Source organism: Vibrio sp. MM46, from assembly GCF_027587135.1.
GTDB lineage: Bacteria > Pseudomonadota > Gammaproteobacteria > Enterobacterales > Vibrionaceae > Vibrio > Vibrio harveyi.
This window is the reverse complement of sequence record NZ_JAPPTO010000015.1, coordinates 145968-168972: the sequence shown is the minus strand read 5'-3', so window position 1 is coordinate 168972 and position 23005 is coordinate 145968. Positions and strand designations below refer to the sequence as shown.

Here is a 23005-nt window from a genome sequence, read left to right as displayed (position 1 = left end):
CTGGTTGTTTGCTGATTACAATAAGAAAAGAAAAGTAGTTAAGTTCTTTTTTAAGTATGACAGGTGCGAATACCAAGATACTGCTCAGAAGATTACTTTTCGCTCACAGGCGCGATTCTATTGTTACATTTTCTTTAAAAATGAAGCGGACTTAGAATCCATGGTCACGCAACTTTCAAATATCTACAAACTGGACTGTAAAGAAGTCAATGATCATAAAAAGCTGTTTGAAGCGAAGCCTGAACCTAGACTTTTTACGACTCCTGCTTGTTATCGAGAATATCCTACCAATGAAGTGTTTGATTTAAGGGTTGCGAAAGCGCCACTCCCAGAGTGTAAGTATCTTTACAACGGCAAGTGGCGAACCGAGTCTGAGATTGAAAAATCTAAATCTGAACTAACAACAACCAAGGAGTAACCCTTGGCATATTCACCATTTTACGTCACCCCAGAAGAATTGGCAGTTTATCAAGAGGCGCAAGAGCAAGAAATACTCGCAGGCGATAACGTCAGAACATGACATAAGTATGATGTAGAGGAACCATTTCGCTATTACTTTAAACTTTTTGCGCTTCCATTTGTGATCGCCCCATTCCTATTAACTTTGTTTATACACACGAATGACTCGGTTGGCGTAACTATTTTTTCTTTTATTTTGTCGGTGATGGTGTCAGGAGCCTTTTACCTTACGATTGGCCTTGACTATCGCTATGACTATATTTTTTCTAGCAAAGGCTTTGTGATGAAAAAGCGTCGCAATATGCCTAAATGGGTAAACACCGCTATGCAAGCAGTTGGCTGGGTAGGTGCAGTGGTGTGCGTGGTTATGGTAGCACTGGTTGGTCCGATGGCATTAGCGGGTGCAGGTGCCTTCATTTTGCTTTCATTTGGTATGCTTAAACGCAAGCCTGATGAGCCAACAGAAGTGAGAGTTGGAGAGCGAGAAGACTGGCTCTTTGCTGATTACAATAAGAAAAGAAAAGTGATTAAGTTCTTTTTTAAGCATGACACATGCGAATATATTAATATGGAACATACTAAGATTTCACGCTTACACAACCGATTCCACTATTACGTATTTTTCAAAACCGTGTCTGACTTAGAGTCTATGGTCAATCAGCTAGCGACGGAATATAAGCTTGACTGTACAGAAGTCGCAGACCACAAAAAGCTATTTGAAGCTAAGCCAGAGGCTAGACTGTTTGGTACGCCAGTTTGTTATAAAGAATATCAAACCGATGAGGTATTTGATTTAAGGGCGTCAAATGCCCCACTTCCTGAGCGTGAATACCTATACAACGGTAAGTGGCAAACGGAATCTGAAATCGAACGCTTAAAAGCGGAAGGTGAACAGCGAGCCACTCCCACTTCATAGTTCAGCATTAAAAAGGGCTCCAGAGATTACTCTGGAGCCCTTTTGTTTTGGCTAAATTCACTTGGATAGCTAACTTATTTCGCTACGTTGCCTGCAACGTTTAGTGCATCCCAAGTACGTGCGAATGGTGGTGCGTAGCAGAAGTCCATATAGCCTAGTTGCTGTGTGGTCATCTTCGCAGTGATAGCAACAGCGAGTGCGTTGATTCGGCCTACAGCGCCCTTCTTGCCCACGATTTCACCGCCAAGCAATACATTGGTTTCTGGGTGGTAAACCAGCTTCACTTTAATGTCTTCTTGACCTGGGTAGTAGTCGGTTTGGTTCTTATCCGAAATGGTTGAAACCTTCACTTCCAAACCATGTTCTTTAGCTAGAAGTTCCGATGCACCTGTGCATGCCAGTTCGTAATCCAGCACTTTCAAGCAAGACGAGCCCAAGAAACCACTCATGTAAGTGTCTTTGCCAGCTAGTTTGTCAGCCATCATGCGCGCTTGTTTGTTAGCAGTGGTTGCCAGTGGAACATACACTGATTTACCTAGCGCCATGTGGTGAACCACAGCGCAGTCGCCGACAGCGTAAATGTGTGCATCTTCTGTTGCGCCAAACTCATCTACGAGTAGTGCGCCGTTCGCTGCTTTCGGTAGCTCGAACGCTTCTGTGTTTGGTTTGAAGCCAAGTGACATGATCACAACGCCTGCTTCAACATTGCCGTTGTCGGTTTCTACGATGTAACCGCCCTGCTCTGCGTCGCGAATGGCTGATACGCTGCAACCAGTTTTAAGCTCAGCGCCAGATTCACGAATCGCGCCTTCTACCACTTCAATCATTTCTGGGCTGAACTGACGACTCATCACGTGTTGTTCACGCTCAATGATGGTGACGTGCTTACCTAGTAGGTGTGCAGCATCGAACACTTCAAGACCGATAAAACCACCGCCAATCACACAAATGCGTTGTTTGTTGCTGTCCTTAAGCGCTTCTTTTACTGCCAAACCATCTTCCATGCTGGTTAGCGTGTATACGTGCTCTGGGTTGAACTCGCCAAACGATGGCACGATTGGATGCGCGCCCGTGGCAATCACCAACATATCGTAATCGATGGTGCTTTCTTCACCTTGGTGACGAACTTTAATCTGCTTTTCTGTGCGGTCTAGTGCCACCATTTCAGTTTCAATGCGCACGTCTAAACCAGATTTAATCGCTTGTTCTGGCGTACGAGAAATCATGCGCTCAGTGTCATCAAACATGCCACCAGCAAAATAAGGTAAACCACACGCACCAAACGAGATGTAATCGCGCTTATCCAGCACAATCACTTCATCTGATGGCTGATTACGTTTGTATTTCGCTGCGAAACTCATACCTGCAGCGCTACCGCCTACGACAACAACTTTCATATTTATTACCTAAATAACCTGAACTCAGGAAAAACGGAGAGCACCCGCGTTGGGTGCTCTTTATTAAGTTTAGAAATTACACTGCTGCTTCTTTTGACACTGTTGCAGCCACATCTGCGTTGTATTGCTCAGTGTTTAGTGAACCATTCTTCTTCGCGGTTAGCACGCCTGACAACATTGAGCCAGAGATGTTAAGCGCGGTACGAGCCATATCGATAAGCGCTTCGATAGAAACCAGAATCGCCACAACCGTAATGTCTAGACCCATGATGGTTAGTACCGCTACTGCTGCGAATGTTGCACCGCCACCAACACCTGCGATACCGAATGAAGCAATCGCGATTACAGCAATCAGTTGTAGGATGAAGCCTAGGTCAACTGGCATGCCCATTACTTGAGCCGCCATGATAGCTAGCATTGCTGGGTAGATACCCGCACAACCGTTCTGACCGATACTGGTACCGAATGTTGCTGACATGTTTGCTGTTTCTTCGTCCACACCTAGACGTTGAGTTTGAGTTTCAACGTTTAGTGGGATTGCCGCCATGCTTGAGCGAGAACCGAAGCCAAATACGAGCACTGGCCAGATTTTCTTCATGAACTTAGCAGGAGACAGACCGAACAAAGACACCATCACGAAGTGGATAGCGAACATTACACCGATTGCCACGTAGCTTGCTAGTAGGAATCGACCCATTTCTGCTAGTGCGAACAAATCGTTTGTCATCATGAACGTAGTCATCAGAGCAAATACACCGTAAGGCGTCAGCTTCAGAATTTCACGTACCATTGAAAGCACTACTTCTTTTGCTGAGTTGATGAAATCAACAAAGTTTTGCACTTTCTCTGGCTTACGGTTTTTCACTTGCAGGATACAGTAGCCAAGGAACATACCGAACAGGACGGTCGATAGCGTCGAAGTACGTTGAGAGCCCGTTAGCATGTCAAAGATGTTCGTTGGGATGATAGACAGAGCCATACCTGACAGGCCGCTGCTCGCCATCGCATCTTGCGTTGCAATCAGAGAGTCGCCACGCGCTTCGATAGCGCTGTTAGTGCCGATGGTGCTCACTAGTGCGTTTGCATCGATACCGAACAGGTAAATACTTGCGATGCCCACTGCAGCAGAAATAGCACAAGTGAAAAGTAGAATACCGATGATTTTTGGTGCGATACGCGATAGTGCACCGCCGCCTTCTACGTTCATGATCGAAGAGATCATCGCCACAAATACTAGTGGGATTACGATCATTTGTAGAAGCTTGATGTAGCCTTTACCGAACACAGAAATCAGTTCAGCAAAACCTGCCGTTGCAACGTTGCCTACGCCGAATACGAGCTGAATTGCACCGCCGAATAACAGACCAGCAGCAAGCGCACTCAGTACGCGGAAGTTAAAGCTTTTCTTTTGTTTTTTGAAGTTCGCAAGTAATGCGTAGAACCCAAAGAACAAGATGCTCAATCCAATAAATGAAACGCTCATGAGAATCTCCTATTGATACCCATTTATGTCCGAAAATCGGTTACTTTTTGTATGCAATGGCTTCAACTTCAACCAATGCGTCTTTTGGTAGTCTTGCTGCTTCAACGCAAGAGCGAGCGGGTGCGTTTTCTGTACCAAATACTTCTGTGTACACTTCGTTAAAGGCGGCGAAGTTTTCCATGTCTGATAGGAAGCATGTCGTCTTCAATACTGTGTCTAGACCCGCACCGCTTGCTTCTAGAACTGCTTTTAAGTTTTCTAGTGACTGACGAGCTTGTTCTTTGATGCCGCCTTCAACAAATTGCATGGTTTCTGGAACCAGTGGCAACTGACCTGATGTGTAAACCATGTCGCCGTAAGCTGTGCCTTGAGAGTAAGGACCGATAGCTGCTGGTGCTTGTTCAGTGGCAATAATTTTTTTCACGATACAACTCCTAAGTGATTAATTTTATTCTGATTTAAATTCTCGGATAAACTTGTAAACCGCCTGACGGCTAATCCCAAGTTGCTCTGATACTTGTGTCGTCGTTTCTTTTAGCTCAAATACACCGTTATCAAACAAACAACGAATAATGGCTTTGTTACGACCTTTAGCTGAAACCGTCTCATCTTGGTCAACCTCTTGCGTGGCAGCACTTAACGCTTGCTTGATGACATCATTGGCGTTGTTACTGAAGGTCTCACTGACCAAGGTTTGTGATACGTGACATTGTGGCATCAGCGTCTTGACGATCTCAGGGAATGGGAAAGATAAATTCATGTTGATACATAGCATGCCAATCGGCTTTTGCTCTGGACCAGCCAAAATGCACGTGGTCGATTTCAGTAGCGAACCATCGGCGGCATTGGTGAAATAACTCTTCGGAGAGACCTCGCCCGTTTTCTCGAAGGTGCTCCACATACGTAAGCCCAAATCAGTGATTGGCGAGCCAATTTCACGCCCAGTATGATGACCATTCACAATCTTCACGACTGAATTTTCTAAGCTTTCAAATGAATGAATAACGACTTCGCAATACGGTCCGATCAAGTCGGCGATTGTATCTGCCAAGCGAAAATAGTTGCTTAAACATGCTCTGTCTTCGTCGGTGAATCTAACTTGCTTTACGCTCATCATTTCGGTTTACATTTTTGAACTCAATGACTAAAAATTACTCCTTTCGGGTAGGTTCAGCAATACAGAGTAAACTTCTGTAAACCGCAAACTCACGCTCAAAACACCAGCAAAAATCGAATAAACGATCAAAATCACGCACAATAGTTGAACAAGATCACCAAAAACATATGAATTCGGTTTAATTTCTTAAACCTTGTCAAAGTTTAAATATTTAAAATCAAAGATTGCATTTTTGAACACTTTAATGATCTAGAACAAGTTCTAAAATCCAGTAAAAACCACATACGGTAAATTCTCATTCGACATGCAAGTTGATTTATAAAATCAACTTCAATCAAAACGCTCAAACCACGACACAAGATGAATAAAATTTCATCTCACATACCCAATTTGTATATCTAAGTCACCTTGAGATATGTGGGCGTACAATCGACTTCTTTCCATTCCATACCTATAAGACGAATCTGAATTTAAAAAGACGCAGATACAGAAGAAAAAATTGGACAGGTTATTTAGGACATAAAAAAACCGAGCGCTCGATGCGCTCGGTTCGATAAAACTATAGGGTAGTAAAAACAAACTAGGAAAGCTTGAATTTACTGAGTTCTCCGTGAAGATCGCCAGCTTTGACCGTCAACTCGTTACTGATTTCAACCGATGATGTCATGGTGTCCATCACCTCTACCGCCGTATCGTTGATGATCACAACATTGCGGTTGATCTCTTCTGAAACGGAGCTTTGCTCTTCAGCTGCAGAAGCAATCTGATTGTTCATGTCATTGATGACTTCAATCGCTTGGTTGATTTCAGACAGAGCCAAATGCGCTGCTTGAGTCTCGCCCTTGGTATCAATGGCTTGTTTCTGACTTTGCTCCATCAACACGACAATAGATTGTGTCTCTTGTTCTAAGCGAGCCAACATAGCGCGGATTTCTTCTGTTGAACCTTGAGTACGATTTGCTAGATTTCGAACTTCATCCGCTACTACTGCAAAACCTCGACCCGCTTCACCTGCACGTGCCGCCTCAATCGCTGCATTCAGTGCCAACAGGTTGGTTTGTTCAGCAATACCACCAATCTCACTCAAAATACCCTGAATCGCGGTACTAGAATCGACCAAGTTTTGCGTTTGCTGCTGTGCATCGTTGACTTGCATCGCTAAGTTATCGACCGCACTCGCCGCATTGTCCATGCGTGTCATGCCATTTAGGCTGTTGCTTTGCACTTGGCTTGCTGCGGCCGCCGCTTGAACCGCAGAGTTTGCAACTTCTTGCGCGGTTGCACTCATCTCATTGATTGCAGTTGCCAGTGAATTCACTTCATTCACCTGCGCGTTGAGTTGATCACGAGATGCCGCTGCTCGCGTTTGACCTTCTGTGGCGTTCTTATCTACCTGATCTGCAGTGCTCATTACCGTCAACAACATTTCTTGCATACGGGATAAGAAAGTATTGAACCAGTGGGCAAGCTGCGCTGTTTCATCTTTGCCTTTCACTTCAATGCGGTAGGTCAGATCGCCTTCGCCTTGTGCCGCATCTTTAAAGCGCTCGACTAAGTTATTGAGCACTTTACCTAAAGAGCTGGCAATAAACGCCATAGCAGCAATACCTAAAAGAGCAGCGATGATCCCCGCCCACACACCTTTTTCAAGCGCTTTTGTATTCTGCTCATCACTCCATTGTTGGTAGGTGTCGACGCTTTTTGTAAGATAGTTGCTGGGAACTGACACCATGACTACCCACGGAGCATCACTCGTTTCAATTGACGTAATCGCATATTCGTCACCACCAAAAGTAACGAGACCAGCGCCTTTCTCTTTCGCGATCGACTGAATGTTTGCCCACTGTGCTGCAAGCTCAGAAGACACCTTCTTGCCTACCATTTCTGCATCACGACTGTTTGCCAATGTAATGCCTTTCCATGATGTGATAAGGATTTTTCCTTGTCCTTCAAACAGGTCTCGTGCAAACAACTCACTCTGACTTTGCAGCTCGTGTAGCGAGAGATCAAAACCGAGTGAGCCAATGATTTTACCATCCTGCTTAATTGGCTGACTGATGGTAGTGATCAACTCTTGTTTACCACGAACTGGATAAAAGTACGGCTCCATTACGAAAGTTTTGCCTGTTTCGTAAGGCATTAAGTGCCAATCGTCTTTACGCTCACCGTTGTTGTTTAACTCCGTATTACTAAAGCTCTCCATTGCGACAGCGTCAAAGCTATTCTTATCGTTTGGAGAGAAGAAAGGTGCGAGGTAGCCTTGGCTGTTAAAGCCGATTTCAGGACTAAAAGTCGTTTGCTGTGACCATGTTTTGTCTTGCCAAACCATATAACCAGCAAATACGGCTTTGTTTTGTGCTTCTAATGCGGCAGTAAACTGTTTAACAATAAGATCTGCGCTCGCATCTGTCTCTGCACTTAACTCAATAATCGAACGTACTTGTTTAAGGTTTGCCAACACAGGATCGAGTTGGTTGGCTACATTCAAACCTTGCTGAATTGCGGTATTTTGCAAGTCGGTGTTGGTCGCATCTGTTAACTGCGTTTTGACCTTCTCGTTCACTTGTTTGTTTACATCGGTAAATGCGTTTGTGGTCATTCCCATGGCAATAAGCAAAGTGAAAGCCATCGCTCCACCAGCGCTGACCGCAATTCGCGTTCGTATACTGTTAAACATAGAAACCTCTGTAACTAAAAATAAGTTGGCGTTAGTTTTTGAAATATCGTGGATTTTAAACAACAGAAGTGAACAGGAGGCGCCAAGATATGAACAGAAAAAGAACAGAAAGATCAATTTTATTAACAGAATTAACTGGCAAGGGGATTTTATATTTAAAGGTAATGAGCTGCACAATAAATAAAGTGATTAAGTTGATAGTATAACTCTTTGTATTTACGGAACTTAAACCTTACAAAAAAGATGGCTTTTATATGAAAGTAATCAAATATTAAAGTAGAGGTATGCTTACGAGTCGATTAATCATTTCGTGATATAGATCACATTTAATTTTCCTCATCTTTTTGTTTTCACTGCAATTATTATCTGGATAACCAAGCCATTATTCGCTCGATTGTTGGAACACCCAGTGCATACTCAGCAAGTAATTGCTCACCATACCCGCCAAAATTCCCATCACTAAAGCAATGTAAACTGTTGTCCCTTGTGTACCCAATAAGAGTGTGGTGACTTTGAAAACGGCAAAGTTTGGTAATGCGCTGATGCTTGCGCTAAGCATAAACTTTTGCCATTGGTTAAATGCTCTATCCTTTGTTGATTGCGAAAACGTCAAACATCGATTGCCCAACCATGTTGTGGTCGCAGCAACGCAAAATGCCAGCCCTCGAGCCATCATTAATTCGACCCCAGCCCATTGAAATAAAACCATAAAAATGAGGGTATCGACGATGAAGCCGACACCACCCACCATAGCAAATGTCAATAATCTACTCATCACGTTACCCTGTACCCAAGTGACTTCAAGATGCAGAATTCAGAGCGTTGTCATTGATTCGAGAGCAAGGAAAACAACGCTGTGTAATAGCCAGCTCTTCCCAAGTTGTTTGACGCGACCATTTGTTTGACTAAAAAAGCGAGTCAAAGACACGCTCCCAAAGGGCGCTCTTTGCAAATATAAGGACCTTGGCTTGTATACTTTGTTGCCGATTCTTGATTTCGACCCACAAGACCTTTAAATCGCCGCCGCGTCTACAAACCAAGTCGTTCTCGCTGAACCTAGCATCTCGAGGTTATTTGGGTATATAACGCAGGTATAGAGCGTGCGCTTTGACTTAGCAGTAAACTCATTAGTACAGCTCAAGGCGTTATCATGGATCAACTTGTCAACTTGTCGTTCTTTACCAATGAGGTAGAACTTATTTAGTTGATTGAGCTCTGTTACATCTTCCAGTTTTTTCGCTTGTCCTTGGCTATAAAATTGACCAGAGAACGGACGTTTCCCAATGTAAAAAACAGGTGCATTGTCGGTGATCTCTGCAAATAGAATACGATCACTTCGGCTGTCTGCTTTGCCCATGTTTAAGACCAACATAGCGATCATGAGCAGCACAGGTAACACTGCTGCCGTGCCAGTAAGCCACTTAAAGTCATATTTATCCACTAACATTGCAATCAGGATACCCAATGCAGGAACACCTGGTAGCACGTAGGCCGGCAAAATGTTCCCTGCCATAGTGAACAAAACCATTGGCGAGATCAGCCAACACATTAAGAAACTGAACAAGCCTTGATGATCCGTTTCTATTGATTTGATTGTGTGTCGGCGCTTCCACACCAGAACAGGCAACACGAGCGACCATGGCGCAGCCGATTGCAGCCAGAATAGCCAAATCATGCCACGTGGTTGGTCATGAGCAGAACCATATAGGTCCCCTTCCCATCCACTTACGACAAAGCGTTTAAAGTGCTCACCAACAATGAAATAATCAATGAACCCCGGCGTCGCCATCTCCGCCATGATGTACCAAGGCAGTGCAATCGCCAACATCAACGCTAAGCCTGAAATCAATGGAAAACGCTGCCACAAGGCTTTAAAAGCACCAAAAAAGCCATGCTGAATAACCAGCCAAGGAAAGACAGCAATCCCCATGATAACAATCGCAACCGGACCTTTTGCGAGTAACCCACACGCCAGACCGAAGAACCCCAGATAGCCCCAAAGTTGGCTGTGTTTGTCTTTTCCGAGCCAACAATAATAAAAGCCAAACATAGCCATTGTCATAGCTAACGTGAGTGCCATATCCGTCATCACCGCGCCCGCCGCAATCGAGAAAATGCCACATGTAGCCAATACTAACGATGCGACAAGCGCACTAAAACCAGCACGGTGCGCCATGACTGCAACAAAAATAATAGTCGCGACACCCGCTAACCAATGAGGTGCACGCACCGCAAACTCATTTAGCCCAAATAACTCAATGCCATACGCACTCATCCAAGTAAACAGAGGTGGCTTACCCCAAAATGGCACGCCGTAATCAAATTGTGGGGTGAGCCAATTACCTGTCTCCACCATCAAACGCGCCATTTCGCCATAGCGAGCTTCTGTCGTGTCCATAAGTGGATACGTAGCCAAAGAAATAAGGCGAAGTAACAACGCGAACGCCAACAACAGCCATAGGTGGGTTTTATTAATACTCATGACTACGCAGATTCTCCAAATTTAAACTTCATAGCTTGGATGGTTTGATGTTTTGCTGGTCGCTCGAAAACAGACTGGATAAGGTAAAGAGGTCGTTGCTTGGTTTCGATGAAAATGCGCCCGATGTATTCACCAAGCAATCCGATAGAGAGCAATTGGACACCACCAAGTGCGAGTTGAACCACCATCATGGGTGGATAGCCGGAAACTGGCTCTCCAAATACGACCGTTTTCATCACAATGAATGCGCCGTAGATAAATGCACTGAACGCAACTAACGCACCTGCAAGCGTTGCTAGGCGTAAAGGACGGATAGAAAAGGAAGTAATACCGTCCATCGCGAGTCCGATCAGCTTGAGGTAATTCCATTTGGTTTCACCGCAAAAGCGAGCATCACGTTCAAACGGCACCGTAACTTGCTTAAATCCAGGCCAAGAAAAAATGCCCTTCATATAGCGATTACGTTCTGGCAGAGCATTGATGTGTTTGACAACGTTGGCGCTTAATAAGCGAAAGTCTCCAACATTTTCCGGAACATCAAGCTTCGCCATACTGTTTAGGACTTTGTAAAAGCACGCCGCTGAAAAGCGCTTAAACCATGTCTCGCCATGGCGTTCGCTGCGCTGCATGTTGACCACGTCGTAACCTTCACGCCACTTAGATAGCATCTTTGGAATAAGCTCTGGTGGATCTTGTAGGTCGGCATCAATCACGATCACAGCTTCGCCATGACAATGCTCAAGACCGGCACTCATCGCCGATTCCTTACCAAAGTTACGGCTAAGTGCTAGACAGCGAACGTCGCTAGAAGATTGAGAAAAGTTTTGAGCAATCATTAAACTGTCGTCTTTGCTACCGTCATCGACATAAACGATTTCACATCGCTCAGGTATGTCATCCAATACTGCTGTGAGACGACGATGGAATTCTGGCAAGACTTCTTGCTCGTTAAAGAATGGCACCACAACAGACAAGACTGTTTTAGGCTCAGCGTGTTGGCTCACCTTTGAAAAGGTTGCGGCGTGAATGTTGAAGGTTGACATGCTACTCTTCCACTAAATCCAATGAATGGATGCAGTCTACAAGTCACCATGTGAAAGAGATGTTGTTGACATCTTTTTCACGCCCTTAGTGCATAATGTTCTGTTAAGAAAAGTCCCTAATTTCTAAAACCTGCCAAATTGGAGAGAAATACATGAAACGCGTACTCTTGGTCGAAGACAATCGAGAAATTGCAGGCATGCTGTTCGACTATTTTGAGTGTGCGGGTATGGAACTCGATTACGCTGACAATGGCGAGCTTGGTTTGAAATTAGCGATGGAAAATACCTTCGATATTATTCTGCTTGATCTAATGCTACCTCGCATGGATGGCTTGACTGTGTGCAATAAATTACGCGAAGCAGGCAACAATACGCCTGTATTGATGCTCACCGCACTCGACAGTCGAGACGACATGTTAAAAGGTTTCAACCACGGTGCGGATGACTATCTGACAAAACCTTTCGATCTAGACATATTGGAAGCACGCATGACCGCTTTGATTCGCCGTTATCGTGGTACGGTCGCGTCTTGCAAGTTAACCTATGGTGAAGTCTCAATCGATCAGAAAACCCGTAAAGCGTATCGCCAAGATAAGCTTCTCGCCCTCAATCCGACCACTTATACAATTTTGGAAATGTTGGTGAAGAACGCACCAGATGTCGTCACTCGCGAAGACATTGCATTTCGTCTATGGCAAGAGAACGAGCCGAACAACGACGTACTGCGCAGCCATATCTACCAACTGCGAAACCAAGTTGATAAGCCGTTCGAACAACATGTGCTCATTACGGTTCCAAAAGTTGGCTTCCGCTTGGAGACAGGTGCATGATCAACCGCTTACTTGCCAGTACGCAAAGCACACAAAGTATGACAGGGCGGCTCGCTCTGTTTTTTTCTTTCGTTTCTGTCGTTATCGGTATTTTCTGCTTTGCACTCATCACTGGTGCTCTTTTATGGTCAGAAGATCGCGTCGGCGAGCGCCGGATCATGATCGATAAAAAAGAGGCGATCGAACACTTTCAATCTCATCCAAATGCAGGCGTTATCCAATTAGACCTATTGACCACCGCCTACAACGACATTGCCTTAGTACCTGCCCCATTTCAGAAGTATTTAATAGGTAAAAAACATTTTTTGGATGAAGTCGGGGATGAGCCAAGTTCAAGAATGATTTATATGAGCACCTACACCAGTAAAGGTGTAGAGCATCCAGTAATCCTCGTATCCCTGATTGATGAAATCGAAATTACCACCGAAGAGTTCATCATGGTGGTTGCTATGGTGCTGTCTATCGTCGCAATCTTGGTGTTCTTGTTTGGTAGCTTGTTACTGCGGTTATCACAACGCTTGATCGAGCCTGTTAACGCCCTAAAAACTCAACTTGACCAACACCAAGGTGATCCAACCCAAACCTTTAGTGTGCCGGAAAGTTCGGCAAAAGAGTTTCAAACCTTAGCGGATGAGCTTAATGAGTATCGCCGTAAGATCAATCAAGTCATCAAGCGGGAGCAAGCTTTTGCACGTTATGCAAGCCATGAACTACGCACGCCATTGACGGTAATGAAAGGCTCAAGCAGTTTATTGGCGAGAAGCGCCAGTACGGATTTTCAAACGCGACAGGTTCATCGTATTCAAGATGCAACGCAACAAATGTCGACGATGGTGGACGCCCTACTCGGCTTAGTGCGATATGAACGTAATACAGACGACTCACCCGTACGAAGCATTAGCGAAGAAGAGCTCACACAAATTATTGCGCAAAGTCAGGCGCAAGCGGATGAGAAAGCACTCAGTTTTGATGTGCAGATAGACGGTAACCCCAAAACGCGCGCTACCAATGCGGTCTTGACCATCATTCTTGGTAACTTGATTCGAAATGGCATTGCGGCAACGCCATATGGGGCGATCCATATTGGCATGAACGAGGATACCATTTGGGTTCGTGATGAAGGGGAAGGTTTTTCCAGTATCCCTCATTCAGAAGGGCATGGGTTGGGTTTAATGATTGTGGATGACCTGTGTCACCGCTACGGCTGGCAATTTGACATCGGAACTCACCCAGACGGTGGGTGCGAAGCCGTTATAAATCTTGCATTGGAACATCAAACCTAGCCAAGTGCATTCCACCCTCAGACCAAGGCACCGACTTTGCACTATCGTCTGATGACGACTCCTGTGCGTCGATGCCTTTCGACTCCAAGCGTTGTAGAGTTAGGCGTTGTATAGCGATGCCGCTAGCGTACTCAATCGCTGATGCTTCTCAGAGCCCACCTCAGACGCGTCACCGACAGAAAGTAAATCTTCGATAAAGCACGCCAATGCCCTCGCCTCGATTGCTCTGATGGCTGCTTGCTGCTCGCCCGATAAATATCCGTAAATGCTCGCCGCGCCAAAGTCACCAAAAATCATCTGCCCTTGCGCGTTAACCAATGTGTTGTGAGCGTATAGATCACCATGACACACCTTGTTGTCATGCAGATGATTAAACACATCTACCATCTGCTCTACAATCAGTTCAATTTGAGTCATCGTCAACTTGAACCCTTCTGGGAAGGTGTCTCTAGTACAAGTTTCAAGAGTTGGTGGCAAACCCAAGTTGTAGTAGCTGTTTGGTATCAGCTCCATCACTAGAGCAAGCTCAGTACCGTCATCCACTTGCGCGATAGATTTGACCAAGTTGTCATGATGACCAGCTTGTAAGCATGCTTCAAGTTCATCATGAGGGAAACCATCACTGGTGACCTCGCCCTTGAACACTTTCACCGCCACTTCACTCGGGAAGTCATATTGAGCGTCAGTCCAGTTCGCGTGAGAAATCACACCACTCGCACCTTGACCAAGAACATGGTTAAGCGAGTAACTGCTTGTGGTCACTTTAGGCACACTGTCTAGCGAAGATGGATGCTTGCAGAATGGGTTACCTGCGAAAGCCAACCACGCCAATTTAGGCAGCTTCATCAATACATCCGGGAAGTACTCTAACTGGTTCGCAGATAAACGAATCAATTCCAAGTTGACCAAGTTTTCCATGCTGTTTGGCAGTTGTTTGATGCGATTGCCCGCCAGAGCAAGCTTTCTTAGGCGCGACCTTTCACCCAGACTGTTTGGAAGAACTTCAATCTCATTGTCTGTCAGGATCAGCCAGCGTAACTGAGTTGGTAGTGACGCTTCACTTACCTCTTTAATTTTGTTGGTTTTAAACCCAACCATCTCTAGGCTTGGAAGCTTTCCCAACACCTCTGGTAAGTGCGTGAACAGGTTGTTCGAAGCAAAAATGATTTTTAGCTTGGTAAGCTTTTCTAATTCTTGTGGTAATTCAGACAGCGCATTGCCAGATAAATCTAATACTTCAAGCGTGTCTGCAAGCTCTAAAATTTCCATAGGAAACTCTGTCAGCCCTTCCGCCAACTTTAGTTGTTTAATTCCTACTAATTGTCCTGTTTTTAATTGTTCTAGAGTCTGCAAAACCAAGCCTTCTGATTGAATAGAAATAAGCGGCGTAGTTTACGTGGCTTGAGGCAGAAAGGCGAGCCATGGAATATCGTCTTATTAAAGAAACCCATTGTGCTTATGATAGAGCATCAGGAATAACCGAATCTGATGCTCTGAAACCCAGCCTTTTTATCTGGGTTTAATGGCGTTACACTACGCGCCCTTTTTAACGGCAAGGTCGCGTGGTTGGACACGTCAGCAGTAGCATGAAACTCTCTGAAAGCCCGATAACTCAACATAACTTTAATGGTCACACGTTTTTTCTTAAGCGTGATGACATGCTGCATTCTCACTTTTCTGGGAACAAAGCACGTAAATTTATGGCGTTGATGGAAACACAGAACAGCGATACCAAAACGCTCATCAGCTACGGCTCAGCTCAATCCAATGCGATGTATTCTCTTGCCGCTCTGGCGCAAATCAAAGGCTGGAACTTCGAGTTCTATGTTCAACATATTCCGTCTTGGCTTAAAGACTCCCCTATCGGCAACTATCGAGGTGCGCTTGATTTAGGCATGAGCATCACCGCGATGCAAGACCTTGGTTCAACACTGCATCCAACCGAATACATCGAGCAAGTACGAGGCTTGGACGATACGACCTTGGTCGTCCCGGAAGGTGGTAAAGCGAAGATTGCCGAAGCTGGGGTAAAACAATTAGCGCGAGAGCTGCTTGATTGGACACGCCTTGAAGGCAGAAAACAGTTTGTAGTGGCGTTACCATCGGGAACCGGAACCACCGCACTGTACTTAAGTAAACACTTAAAACCTCATGGAATCGAGGTCGTGACCTGTGCTTGTGTGGGTGATGCGCACTACCTCACTGAGCAATTCAACACGCTAGAAACCGAAAATCACCCTACTATTCTCTCAGTACGCGATAAACATCATTTCGGTCGTTTATACCAAAGTGATTACGAGACGTGGAATGCGCTCTACGATCAAACCAACCTAGAATTCGATCTACTGTATGACCCTTACATGTGGCAATGCCTACAGCCGTGGTTGGCAGAGAATGAAGATAAAACGTTGATTTATATCCACCAAGGTGGGTTACTTGGCAACGAATCGATGTTGCCAAGGTATCAACGAGAATTTGAATAAACGAAGTAGCGTTACTTAATAAGCGCTAGGATAGATTTGAACTCTGGCGCTCTGCAATCTTCTACCATTTCATACAAGCACATCTCTACGCTCGTCAGGCCGACTCCGTTTGCGGTTAACTTTGCTAGTGCCAGTGCTTTGTTTGCCGCTGTTCGCGAAGAGACACAATCGGTCACTAGCTCCACTTTGAAGCCCATTTGACGCAGCGATACCGCCGTTTGATATACGCAAATATGCGCTTCGATACCACAAACTAACCACGTATCAATATTGGCGTTTTCTACTGCAAGTTTGAATGTTGGTTCTTTCACACCATCAAAAGTGTACTTTGCGATCGGCAAGTGCGCCTTATCCAACACCTCTCGGATCGGTTCTACTGTTGGTCCCAAACGTTCCGGATTTTGCTCAAGCCAAACAATCGGTAAATTCAGAGCTTTCGCGCCTTTGACTAATTTGGTGGTGCTTTCAATCAAGGCTTCACTTTCGTGCATCAAGGTTGCGAGTTTACCTTGTACATCGACAACAATAAGACCAGTTGTATTTTTCGATAGCATTCTTATCTCCTCTGCGGGCTTGAAGCGCCTTTCTTTGTTACTCCAAGCTTTCGAACATAATCAATGTATACCCAAGTAACCTCGAAATGCTAGGTTCAGCGAGAATGACTTGGTTTGTAGACGCGGCGGCGATTTAAAGATCTAGTCATTCTAAATCAAGAATCGGTATCTCCGCCGTCAAGCAAAGTGACAAAGTGACTGTCTGCTCACGCTATTTGAATTTTTCTCTAAACAAATCAATCAATGCCTTTACCTTATTGGGTAAGAACAAATTAGAAGGATAAATCAGTGTCAAATGCTGCTTAGGATGGGTAAATTCCGGCAAAACCTCGACCAGCTTGCCGTCCTCCAGCGCTGGCTTTGAATGCACCTGTGGAATAAAGGCGATGCCATTACCAGCAATCGCCATTAGACGTAGCAAATTTAAATCGTCCGATCTCACAGCGACATGAAGTTCAGGGTCTAACAAATCGGCGTTGTAGCGATTTGTTAGCAAACGGTGATGCTTTAAATCTTCCATACTTTGCAGCGGTGGATGCGCTTCAAGGTAAGCTTGAGATGCAACGAAGTGGCTACGATATGGCAACAAGCTGAATTGAACGTAACTGTCATCAGACACTTTGGCCACACTCGGTAGGAGTTGTAGATCGAACGCTTGGCGCTTGAGATCCACACTCTCTTGATGGTTTTCAATCTCAACCGACATCTCAGGATAACGCGTGGTGTACTCGTTTATAATCCAGTTAAATGCTGCCGAGCTCATCAAGGCGGATGGAATCGCGACACGCACTTTCCCCGTCAACTCTTGTTGATATTCATGCATGACATTCAAGCCTTGCTGAATATGTTCTATCGGTTGCCCAACCAATTCAAACAAACGCTTACCATGTTCGGTTAACTCTATCGTTCGTGTTGTACGGATCAATAATGGGCAGCCTAAGGCTTTCTCTAATTCCTGCAAGCGACGGCTTACTTTTGAGCGCTGCAATTGATTTGCCTGCGCTGCCGCGCTAATGCCACCGTGCACCACGGTTTGGCTAAACAAGTGAAGATCATCAAAGCTTACGTTCATTGTCCTACTTTTAGGTCGCTCATGCACTTATTGCCATTCTACTGAACTGTGACCAACTTCTCTATAATCCTTTGTCTTATTTGCTTGTTAGCCCCATAAATTCAGGTATCAGTTATGACAGCGGATCATAAATTCAAACACTGGATGCGAACACTTATTGTCCTGTTCATTGTACTATTTTTCTACATTATTATTGCCGACCGCCACGCACCTATCACCACCGAAGGTCGAGTGCAAGGTTATGTGGTGCAAGTTGCACCTGAAGTCTCAGGAAAAGTGACCGACGTACTGATTGAAAATAACCAGTCAGTTCACCAAGGTGATGTCCTATTCAAGATTGACGATAGAAAATACAAGATTGCTCTAGAGCAAGCCAAACTGTCTCTACAATCGGCATATGAAAAAGAAGCGACCCTTTACTCTCAACGTGAAGCTGCGCAAGCAAACATTGCGCGCGCCGAAGCGACTTATAACAACGCTCATCGTGAGTACACACGATTACAAAAGCTGTCTAAACAAAAGGTGATTTCACAATCCACGCTAGACAACGCTTACGCGCAAAACCAAGTCTCGCGCGCGGCACTTAAAGCCGAACAACAAAACCTGAAAGTGATTGAAGCGCAACTGGGGGATAAAAAAGGGCAAAGCACTGCGGTACGTATTGCCCAAAATGGCATTGAAAAAGCCCAGCTCGATCTTGCCAATACGGCAGTCATGGCACCAAGCGACGGCGTTGTAACGAACCTACAGTTAGAAGTGGGTACCATGGCAAACACCAATATGCCAATGCTGACATTTGTCCCAACTGGTTCTATGTGGGTTGCAGCAGATTTTCGAGAAAAATCCGTCGCAGGAGTTGATAAAAACTATCACGCAATGGTGGCGTTCGATGCCAACCCAGGCTCAGTATACGATTTCGATTTATCCAGTCGTGATTATGGTGTTGCTGCGGCACAACAAACGCCGAACGGTGCACTGACCAAAGTAGAAGTAAACAATCGTTGGGTACGTGATGCGCAGCGCACTCGCGTTAATTTGACCAGCCAAGAGGCGCTTCCTTCATCGTTATTCGTCGGTTCACGTGCCACCATTGTGCTTTACCCAGACAACAGTCCATTCTGGGAACTGATGGCACAAGCACAGATCCACCTCGCAAGCTGGTTCCACTTTATCTATTAGGTGGCAGTGATGAAGACACTACGTATTTGGTTTGGCTGCTCAATGGGATTGGCATTGAGCATGATCTTTGGTTGGTCTTACGGCTTTTTTGCCATCATGCTGCCATTGTTCGTTCTTGGACGCATGGACCACTTCAGCTTACCCTTAGTTTTGATGGTCTTCTTCTCCGCAATTTGGACCACAGTACAAGCGACCTTTATTCTTGAATACCTTCAGTTTCATCCCTTACTAATGTTTGCTGCGGTGGGCATTATGATGTTGTTTAAGTGCGTTGCAATGATGAACCCAAAGACGTATTTATTTGGCTACATGGGGTTATTGGTTGGCTCGATTGTTCTGAACTTTGCTAGCTACGATTTCATGGATATTGAAGAGTTCAACGTCAATCTTTGGGTGATCTCTTTCAGTAACATCTTCGTTTGTGCTCTCGCTTATTGGTTATTCCCAGAGCCAGAGTCGAAGATCTTGCAAACAGAAATGACCACGCCAGTAAAAAGCGATATCGACTACATCAGCCAAGTTGCTATGGGTTGGGTAGTAGCGATGGCAGCATTTTTGGTGTTCCAAATAGGTGATTTGTACGACTCGCTTTCGGCGCAGGCTTCAATCCTCATCATCCTAACGCCAATGACACTGGCAGGCTCAATGGCCATGGCAAAAATCCGTATCATCGGTACAGCGCTAGGTTGTATCGCGGGTATGGCGGTGCAGTTAATCTTGGGCAGTTGGTTTGGCTACGGTCTGTTGTTTTGGCTGGCGTTTACTATTGCAATGGGACCTTTCTGCTTGTGGCTGACTAAAGGTCAGGTCAAAGCAGCTATCGCCTTCTCGGCAATGTCGGCGTTATCTGTACCACTCACCACTTCCTTAGTGCCAGAACAGAAAGACGCATTCTTCTCCATCTTGTACCGTTTTAGCTCTATCTTTGTTGCGGTATTGCTGACTGCCATGGTGATGTGGGTAGTACACCATTGGATTCGAGTGATGTTATTGAAGCATCCGGAGGTGAAGAACGTGGAATTGAATTAAGCCTTGTCTGAGGCGGAAAACGAAGTATGCCGCTCACTTTACTGTGAGCGGCATTCGAGCTTTATATCCCGTAATGCTTAACTAAGGTTACGCGCTTATGCCTGAAGTGAGCTCATCAAGCTCAACAGCGATTGTCGCTGTTCATTGGGAAGTGCTGCAAATAACGTTGCCATTTCACCAAAAAACTCGGGTCCCATTGCGGCAACCAGCGCTAGCCCTTGTTTTGACAACGATATTTTAACTGAGCGCTTATCAACTAAATCATGTTTTCGGACGACAAGCTCTTTTGCTTCTAAGCGCTCCAATCGGTTTGATAGTGCGCCTGAAGATGGCAATAATGTCTGCTCTTTGAGTGCTTTTGCCGTCAGCTCATAAGGCTTGCCTGAACGGTATAATGTCGCTAAAACATCAAACTCCGACGGGTTTAATCCATGCTTCTTGCAAAAGTGGCTTCTGGCGTCAGAAAGTGAAGTACCAAACCGAACAAACAATGTCACAAGTTCAATAACATTTCCGTCCAACTCTTGGTTTATCGATAGCCACTGTTCTGCAACTTGCTTGCTCGTCATGCTCAAAATAATGAATCCGTGTAATAACGCTCTATACCATTCTACTCTTGCTGCTTATCACCACTGTGCCATACACGGCGATGCTGCTTTTTAAAAACAAGCTTTGCATCGAAGTAGAGAACTTCAAGAATAAGACCGAACGTAAATAGTACCATTACTGAAATTGCGAAAACATCTACGAAAAAGCCTATTAGGGTTTTAATCACTGCTTTTACCAAATCCAACACCTTCATCACCTCTTATTTCACTCATGCTTTTACTCCTTTCTCTTGCCTGACGTCCGCATGATCTGATTTTAGATTCAGCAGATCAGAGAAAAGATCAATTAAGGTGACTTTAACCTCATTTTATGTTTAAGTAAATTATGTTTACTTAAACATAATTTACTTAAAACTGGATCGAGGCAACGCATGAAAATCATCTTGGCAATCTTAGCGCCCTTACTTTGGGGAACGACTTACGCCGTCGTTTCATCAGAGTTTGTGGGTTGGTCACCTTTTGCACTAGCAGTATGGAGAGCCCTACCTGCTGGCTTCATCCTATTGATTTTAAAGCCAACTATGCCCAAGTTATCAGAGCTCCCTGCTCTACTTTTAATTGGCTTCCTTAATATTGCGTTGTTTTTTGGTTTGTTATTCGCTGCAGCACTGCGACTGCCTAGTACTTTGGTTGGAGTAGGCATGATCGCTTTGCCTGTTGTGAGCTTGGCAATCATGGGGATCGCGCATCAAATCAAACCCTCCATGATCCAATTGATGTCGGCAATGGTGCTATTGGCGTGTTCCGCTTATCTATTCTTAACCAGCCGCGCACCCATCAGCCTATCAGCGGTATTACTCTTGGTTGGTGCCATGAGTGCATTGATTGCAGGAAGTGTTGTTGCTAAACACGTGATGAAGAAAATCCATTGGTGGAAGTTACTGACATGGAAGCTCATCTTTGGCGGCATCATTTTATTGCCTCTCGCCTATTGGGATATTTTTTCGGGGGGAATCATCGCGGTTCCTTTATTGCCAGAGAACTTAGAACAATGGCTAGCGATGGGTTGGATTGTCATCGGGTTAACCTCAGTGGCCTACGGAGCTTATGTCTATACCATCCCTTTAATTACCACTAATGAGCTCAGCTTCTTTGGCACCTTTAACCCGATTCTGGCGATGATCTTAGGCGTCACGCTCATGGGAGATTCCCTGACTCACGTACAGATTGGTGTGATGACATTAATGGTCGTCTGCAACTTGATCGCCCAGTTCTTTGAATACAGGAAGAAGCTCCCTACTGAGCAGGAAGCAATCAATTATTAACCTCTGGTGTCGTTAACATTGTGCGTAAAGAAAAAACCAAGCACTCAGTCTTGGTTTTCTCTGTATCCTTAACTATCGATACAAAAATTAGTCAGCAATCTCGTTACGGATGATTTGCGCCCCTAAACTCAGTGCATTCAGCTTTGCAGTTGAAACTTCACGAGGTAAAGGTGCCATGCCACAGTTAGTACAAGGATAGAGTTTATCGGCATCGACATACTTAAGTGCTTCTCGTAGTGTATTTGCTACTTCTTCTGGCGTTTCAATCTCGTTGGTTGCCACATCAATTGCACCAACCATCACTTTCTTGCCACGGATCAGTTCAAGTAGTTCGATAGGCACGCGCGAGTTGTGACACTCAAGCGAGATAATATCGATGTTTGATTTTTGCAGTTTTGGGAACACTTCTTCGTACTGTCGCCATTCAGTGCCTAAAGTTTTCTTCCAATCCGTGTTAGCTTTGATGCCGTAGCCATAACAAATATGCACTGCCGTTTCGCATTTTAGTCCTTCGATAGCGCGCTCTAAGCAAGCAATACCCCAGTCATTCACGTCATCAAAAAAGACGTTAAATGCCGGCTCATCAAATTGGATAATGTCGACACCTGCCGCCTCAAGCTCTTTTGCTTCTTGATTAAGGATCTTGGCAAACTCCCATGCTAATTTTTCACGGCTTCCATAGTGAGCGTCGTAAAGCGTATCGATCATCGTCATTGGTCCCGGCAGCGCCCATTTGATCGGTTGTTTGGTTTGCTGGCGCAAGAACTTCGCATCTTCCACAAACACGGGTTTGGTTCGGCTTACTGGACCTACAACCGTCGGCACGCTTGCATCATAGCGGTTACGGATAGTCACAGTTTTTCGGTTCTCAAAGTCTACGCCACTAAGGTGTTCAATAAATGTCGTCACAAAGTGTTGGCGAGTTTGCTCTCCGTCACTAACAATATCGACGCCTGCTAATTCTTGCTCTTGTAAAGAGACACGCAGCGCATCGCGTTTACCATCAATGAGTTCCTCGCCTTGCAGTTTCCATGGTGACCAAAGCGTTTCAGGCTCTGCAAGCCAAGATGGCTTAGGTAAGCTGCCTGCTGTTGAAGTCGGTAATAGTGTTTTCATCGTCATTCCCTT

Annotated in this window: 20 protein-coding genes and 2 pseudogenes; 8 read left to right on the top strand and 14 right to left on the bottom strand. The window is 45.1% G+C overall.

All coding sequences use genetic code 11. The annotated features are described in order from the left end of the window. Together OH459_RS17745 and OH459_RS17740 are read left to right on the top strand one after the other, a co-directional pair. Window positions 1–418: pseudogene (locus tag OH459_RS17745) on the top strand (hypothetical protein); the annotation flags it as partial. A gap of 3 nt (window positions 419–421) precedes the next feature. Then, window positions 422–1375, top strand: a pseudogene (locus OH459_RS17740) (hypothetical protein). Between the two features lie 74 nt (window positions 1376–1449). On the opposite strand, the gene OH459_RS17735 reads toward OH459_RS17740, so the two are convergent. The 8 genes from OH459_RS17735 to OH459_RS17700 form a co-directional block, all read right to left on the bottom strand. Further along, entirely contained in the window at window positions 1450–2772 is a 1323-nt protein-coding gene (locus OH459_RS17735; RefSeq protein ID WP_050940853.1) for a CoA-disulfide reductase, read from the bottom strand. Between the two features lie 76 nt (window positions 2773–2848). Then, window positions 2849–4255 carry a cation:dicarboxylate symporter family transporter gene (locus OH459_RS17730; protein WP_005444993.1) on the bottom strand — a complete coding sequence of 469 codons (1407 nt, stop codon included), beginning with the start codon at window positions 4253–4255 and terminating at the stop codon, window positions 2849–2851. Between the two features lie 40 nt (window positions 4256–4295). Further along, window positions 4296–4679: a RidA family protein gene (locus tag OH459_RS17725; RefSeq protein WP_005444990.1), complete on the bottom strand. Its 384-nt coding sequence runs from the start codon at window positions 4677–4679 to the stop codon at window positions 4296–4298. A gap of 24 nt (window positions 4680–4703) precedes the next feature. After that, window positions 4704–5372 carry a helix-turn-helix transcriptional regulator gene (locus tag OH459_RS17720; RefSeq protein WP_005444988.1) on the bottom strand — a complete coding sequence of 223 codons (669 nt, stop codon included), beginning with the start codon at window positions 5370–5372 and terminating at the stop codon, window positions 4704–4706. 580 nt (window positions 5373–5952) lie between these two features. Beyond that, window positions 5953–8049 (bottom strand): methyl-accepting chemotaxis protein, encoded by a 2097-nt coding sequence (locus tag OH459_RS17715; protein WP_005444986.1) that lies wholly within the window; start codon window positions 8047–8049, stop codon window positions 5953–5955. Window positions 8050–8431: 382 nt separating this feature from the next. Beyond that, window positions 8432–8824 (bottom strand): GtrA family protein, encoded by a 393-nt coding sequence (locus OH459_RS17710; RefSeq protein ID WP_047516486.1) that lies wholly within the window; start codon window positions 8822–8824, stop codon window positions 8432–8434. Between the two features lie 237 nt (window positions 8825–9061). Next, entirely contained in the window at window positions 9062–10531 is a 1470-nt protein-coding gene (locus OH459_RS17705; RefSeq protein WP_256902227.1) for an ArnT family glycosyltransferase, read from the bottom strand. A gap of 2 nt (window positions 10532–10533) precedes the next feature. Continuing rightward, a complete protein-coding gene (locus OH459_RS17700) occupies window positions 10534–11574 on the bottom strand; it encodes a glycosyltransferase family 2 protein (protein WP_269987830.1) in 1041 nt (346 codons plus the stop codon). Between the two features lie 152 nt (window positions 11575–11726). Here OH459_RS17700 and OH459_RS17695 point away from each other — a divergent pair, with 152 nt between their 5' ends. Together OH459_RS17695 and OH459_RS17690 are read left to right on the top strand one after the other, a co-directional pair. Then, window positions 11727–12404 carry a response regulator transcription factor gene (locus tag OH459_RS17695; RefSeq protein ID WP_017817883.1) on the top strand — a complete coding sequence of 226 codons (678 nt, stop codon included), beginning with the start codon at window positions 11727–11729 and terminating at the stop codon, window positions 12402–12404. Then, window positions 12401–13687, top strand: a complete 1287-nt coding sequence (locus OH459_RS17690) for a sensor histidine kinase (protein WP_009698434.1) — start codon at window positions 12401–12403, stop codon at window positions 13685–13687. Before OH459_RS17695 ends, OH459_RS17690 begins: the two co-directional genes overlap by 4 nt. Window positions 13688–13786: 99 nt before the next feature. On the opposite strand, the gene OH459_RS17685 is transcribed toward OH459_RS17690, so the two are convergent. After that, the gene (locus OH459_RS17685; RefSeq protein WP_172458557.1) at window positions 13787–15040 is read right to left on the bottom strand and encodes a leucine-rich repeat-containing protein kinase family protein; all 1254 of its coding nucleotides are present in this window, start codon (window positions 15038–15040) and stop codon (window positions 13787–13789) included. 233 nt (window positions 15041–15273) lie between these two features. Here OH459_RS17685 and OH459_RS17680 point away from each other — a divergent pair, with 233 nt between their 5' ends. Next, window positions 15274–16170, top strand: a complete 897-nt coding sequence (locus tag OH459_RS17680; protein ID WP_005444968.1) for a 1-aminocyclopropane-1-carboxylate deaminase/D-cysteine desulfhydrase — start codon at window positions 15274–15276, stop codon at window positions 16168–16170. 11 nt (window positions 16171–16181) lie between these two features. On the opposite strand, the gene OH459_RS17675 is transcribed toward OH459_RS17680, so the two are convergent. Continuing rightward, a complete protein-coding gene (locus tag OH459_RS17675) occupies window positions 16182–16724 on the bottom strand; it encodes an isochorismatase family protein (RefSeq protein WP_005444966.1) in 543 nt (180 codons plus the stop codon). 211 nt (window positions 16725–16935) lie between these two features. Beyond that, window positions 16936–17796: a LysR family transcriptional regulator gene (locus OH459_RS17670; RefSeq protein ID WP_005444964.1), complete on the bottom strand. Its 861-nt coding sequence runs from the start codon at window positions 17794–17796 to the stop codon at window positions 16936–16938. Window positions 17797–17910: 114 nt separating this feature from the next. On the opposite strand from OH459_RS17670, the gene OH459_RS17665 reads away from it, so the two are divergent. Next, window positions 17911–18975, top strand: a complete 1065-nt coding sequence (locus OH459_RS17665; protein ID WP_005444962.1) for an HlyD family secretion protein — start codon at window positions 17911–17913, stop codon at window positions 18973–18975. Window positions 18976–18984: 9 nt separating this feature from the next. Then, the gene (locus tag OH459_RS17660; RefSeq protein ID WP_005444960.1) at window positions 18985–20004 is read left to right on the top strand and encodes a DUF2955 domain-containing protein; all 1020 of its coding nucleotides are present in this window, start codon (window positions 18985–18987) and stop codon (window positions 20002–20004) included. A 95-nt stretch (window positions 20005–20099) separates the two neighbouring features. On the opposite strand, the gene OH459_RS17655 is transcribed toward OH459_RS17660, so the two are convergent. Both OH459_RS17655 and OH459_RS17650 read right to left on the bottom strand, forming a co-directional pair. Next, window positions 20100–20573, bottom strand: coding sequence for a MarR family winged helix-turn-helix transcriptional regulator (locus OH459_RS17655; protein WP_009698439.1), 474 nt, complete (start codon window positions 20571–20573; stop codon window positions 20100–20102). A 41-nt stretch (window positions 20574–20614) separates the two neighbouring features. Then, window positions 20615–20806, bottom strand: a complete 192-nt coding sequence (locus tag OH459_RS17650) for a hypothetical protein (RefSeq protein WP_005444950.1) — start codon at window positions 20804–20806, stop codon at window positions 20615–20617. Between the two features lie 177 nt (window positions 20807–20983). Here OH459_RS17650 and OH459_RS17645 point away from each other — a divergent pair, with 177 nt between their 5' ends. Continuing rightward, a complete protein-coding gene (locus OH459_RS17645; RefSeq protein ID WP_069687356.1) occupies window positions 20984–21877 on the top strand; it encodes a DMT family transporter in 894 nt (297 codons plus the stop codon). Between the two features lie 87 nt (window positions 21878–21964). Here OH459_RS17645 and OH459_RS17640 read toward each other — a convergent pair whose 3' ends face one another. Further along, complete coding sequence (locus tag OH459_RS17640; RefSeq protein WP_005444948.1) at window positions 21965–22993, bottom strand: methionine synthase; 1029 nt, start codon at window positions 22991–22993, stop codon at window positions 21965–21967. Between the last annotated feature and the right edge of the window lie 12 nt (window positions 22994–23005).

What these genes read in the sequence shown, in the direction of transcription:
- OH459_RS17735 (WP_050940853.1), bottom strand. Translation starts at nt 2,772, where the DNA reads ATGAAAGTTGTTGTCGTAGGCGGTAGCGCTGCAGGTATGAGTTTCGCA.
- OH459_RS17730 (WP_005444993.1), bottom strand. Translation starts at nt 4,255, where the DNA reads ATGAGCGTTTCATTTATTGGATTGAGCATCTTGTTCTTTGGGTTCTAC.
- OH459_RS17720 (WP_005444988.1), bottom strand. Translation starts at nt 5,372, where the DNA reads ATGATGAGCGTAAAGCAAGTTAGATTCACCGACGAAGACAGAGCATGT.
- OH459_RS17715 (WP_005444986.1), bottom strand. Translation starts at nt 8,049, where the DNA reads ATGTTTAACAGTATACGAACGCGAATTGCGGTCAGCGCTGGTGGAGCG.
- OH459_RS17710 (WP_047516486.1), bottom strand. Translation starts at nt 8,824, where the DNA reads ATGAGTAGATTATTGACATTTGCTATGGTGGGTGGTGTCGGCTTCATC.
- OH459_RS17705 (WP_256902227.1), bottom strand. Translation starts at nt 10,531, where the DNA reads ATGAGTATTAATAAAACCCACCTATGGCTGTTGTTGGCGTTCGCGTTG.
- OH459_RS17700 (WP_269987830.1), bottom strand. Translation starts at nt 11,574, where the DNA reads ATGTCAACCTTCAACATTCACGCCGCAACCTTTTCAAAGGTGAGCCAA.
- OH459_RS17695 (WP_017817883.1), top strand. Translation starts at nt 11,727, where the DNA reads ATGAAACGCGTACTCTTGGTCGAAGACAATCGAGAAATTGCAGGCATG.
- OH459_RS17690 (WP_009698434.1), top strand. Translation starts at nt 12,401, where the DNA reads ATGATCAACCGCTTACTTGCCAGTACGCAAAGCACACAAAGTATGACA.
- OH459_RS17680 (WP_005444968.1), top strand. Translation starts at nt 15,274, where the DNA reads ATGAAACTCTCTGAAAGCCCGATAACTCAACATAACTTTAATGGTCAC.
- OH459_RS17675 (WP_005444966.1), bottom strand. Translation starts at nt 16,724, where the DNA reads ATGCTATCGAAAAATACAACTGGTCTTATTGTTGTCGATGTACAAGGT.
- OH459_RS17670 (WP_005444964.1), bottom strand. Translation starts at nt 17,796, where the DNA reads ATGAACGTAAGCTTTGATGATCTTCACTTGTTTAGCCAAACCGTGGTG.
- OH459_RS17665 (WP_005444962.1), top strand. Translation starts at nt 17,911, where the DNA reads ATGACAGCGGATCATAAATTCAAACACTGGATGCGAACACTTATTGTC.
- OH459_RS17660 (WP_005444960.1), top strand. Translation starts at nt 18,985, where the DNA reads ATGAAGACACTACGTATTTGGTTTGGCTGCTCAATGGGATTGGCATTG.
- OH459_RS17655 (WP_009698439.1), bottom strand. Translation starts at nt 20,573, where the DNA reads ATGACGAGCAAGCAAGTTGCAGAACAGTGGCTATCGATAAACCAAGAG.
- OH459_RS17650 (WP_005444950.1), bottom strand. Translation starts at nt 20,806, where the DNA reads ATGAAGGTGTTGGATTTGGTAAAAGCAGTGATTAAAACCCTAATAGGC.
- OH459_RS17645 (WP_069687356.1), top strand. Translation starts at nt 20,984, where the DNA reads ATGAAAATCATCTTGGCAATCTTAGCGCCCTTACTTTGGGGAACGACT.
- OH459_RS17640 (WP_005444948.1), bottom strand. Translation starts at nt 22,993, where the DNA reads ATGAAAACACTATTACCGACTTCAACAGCAGGCAGCTTACCTAAGCCA.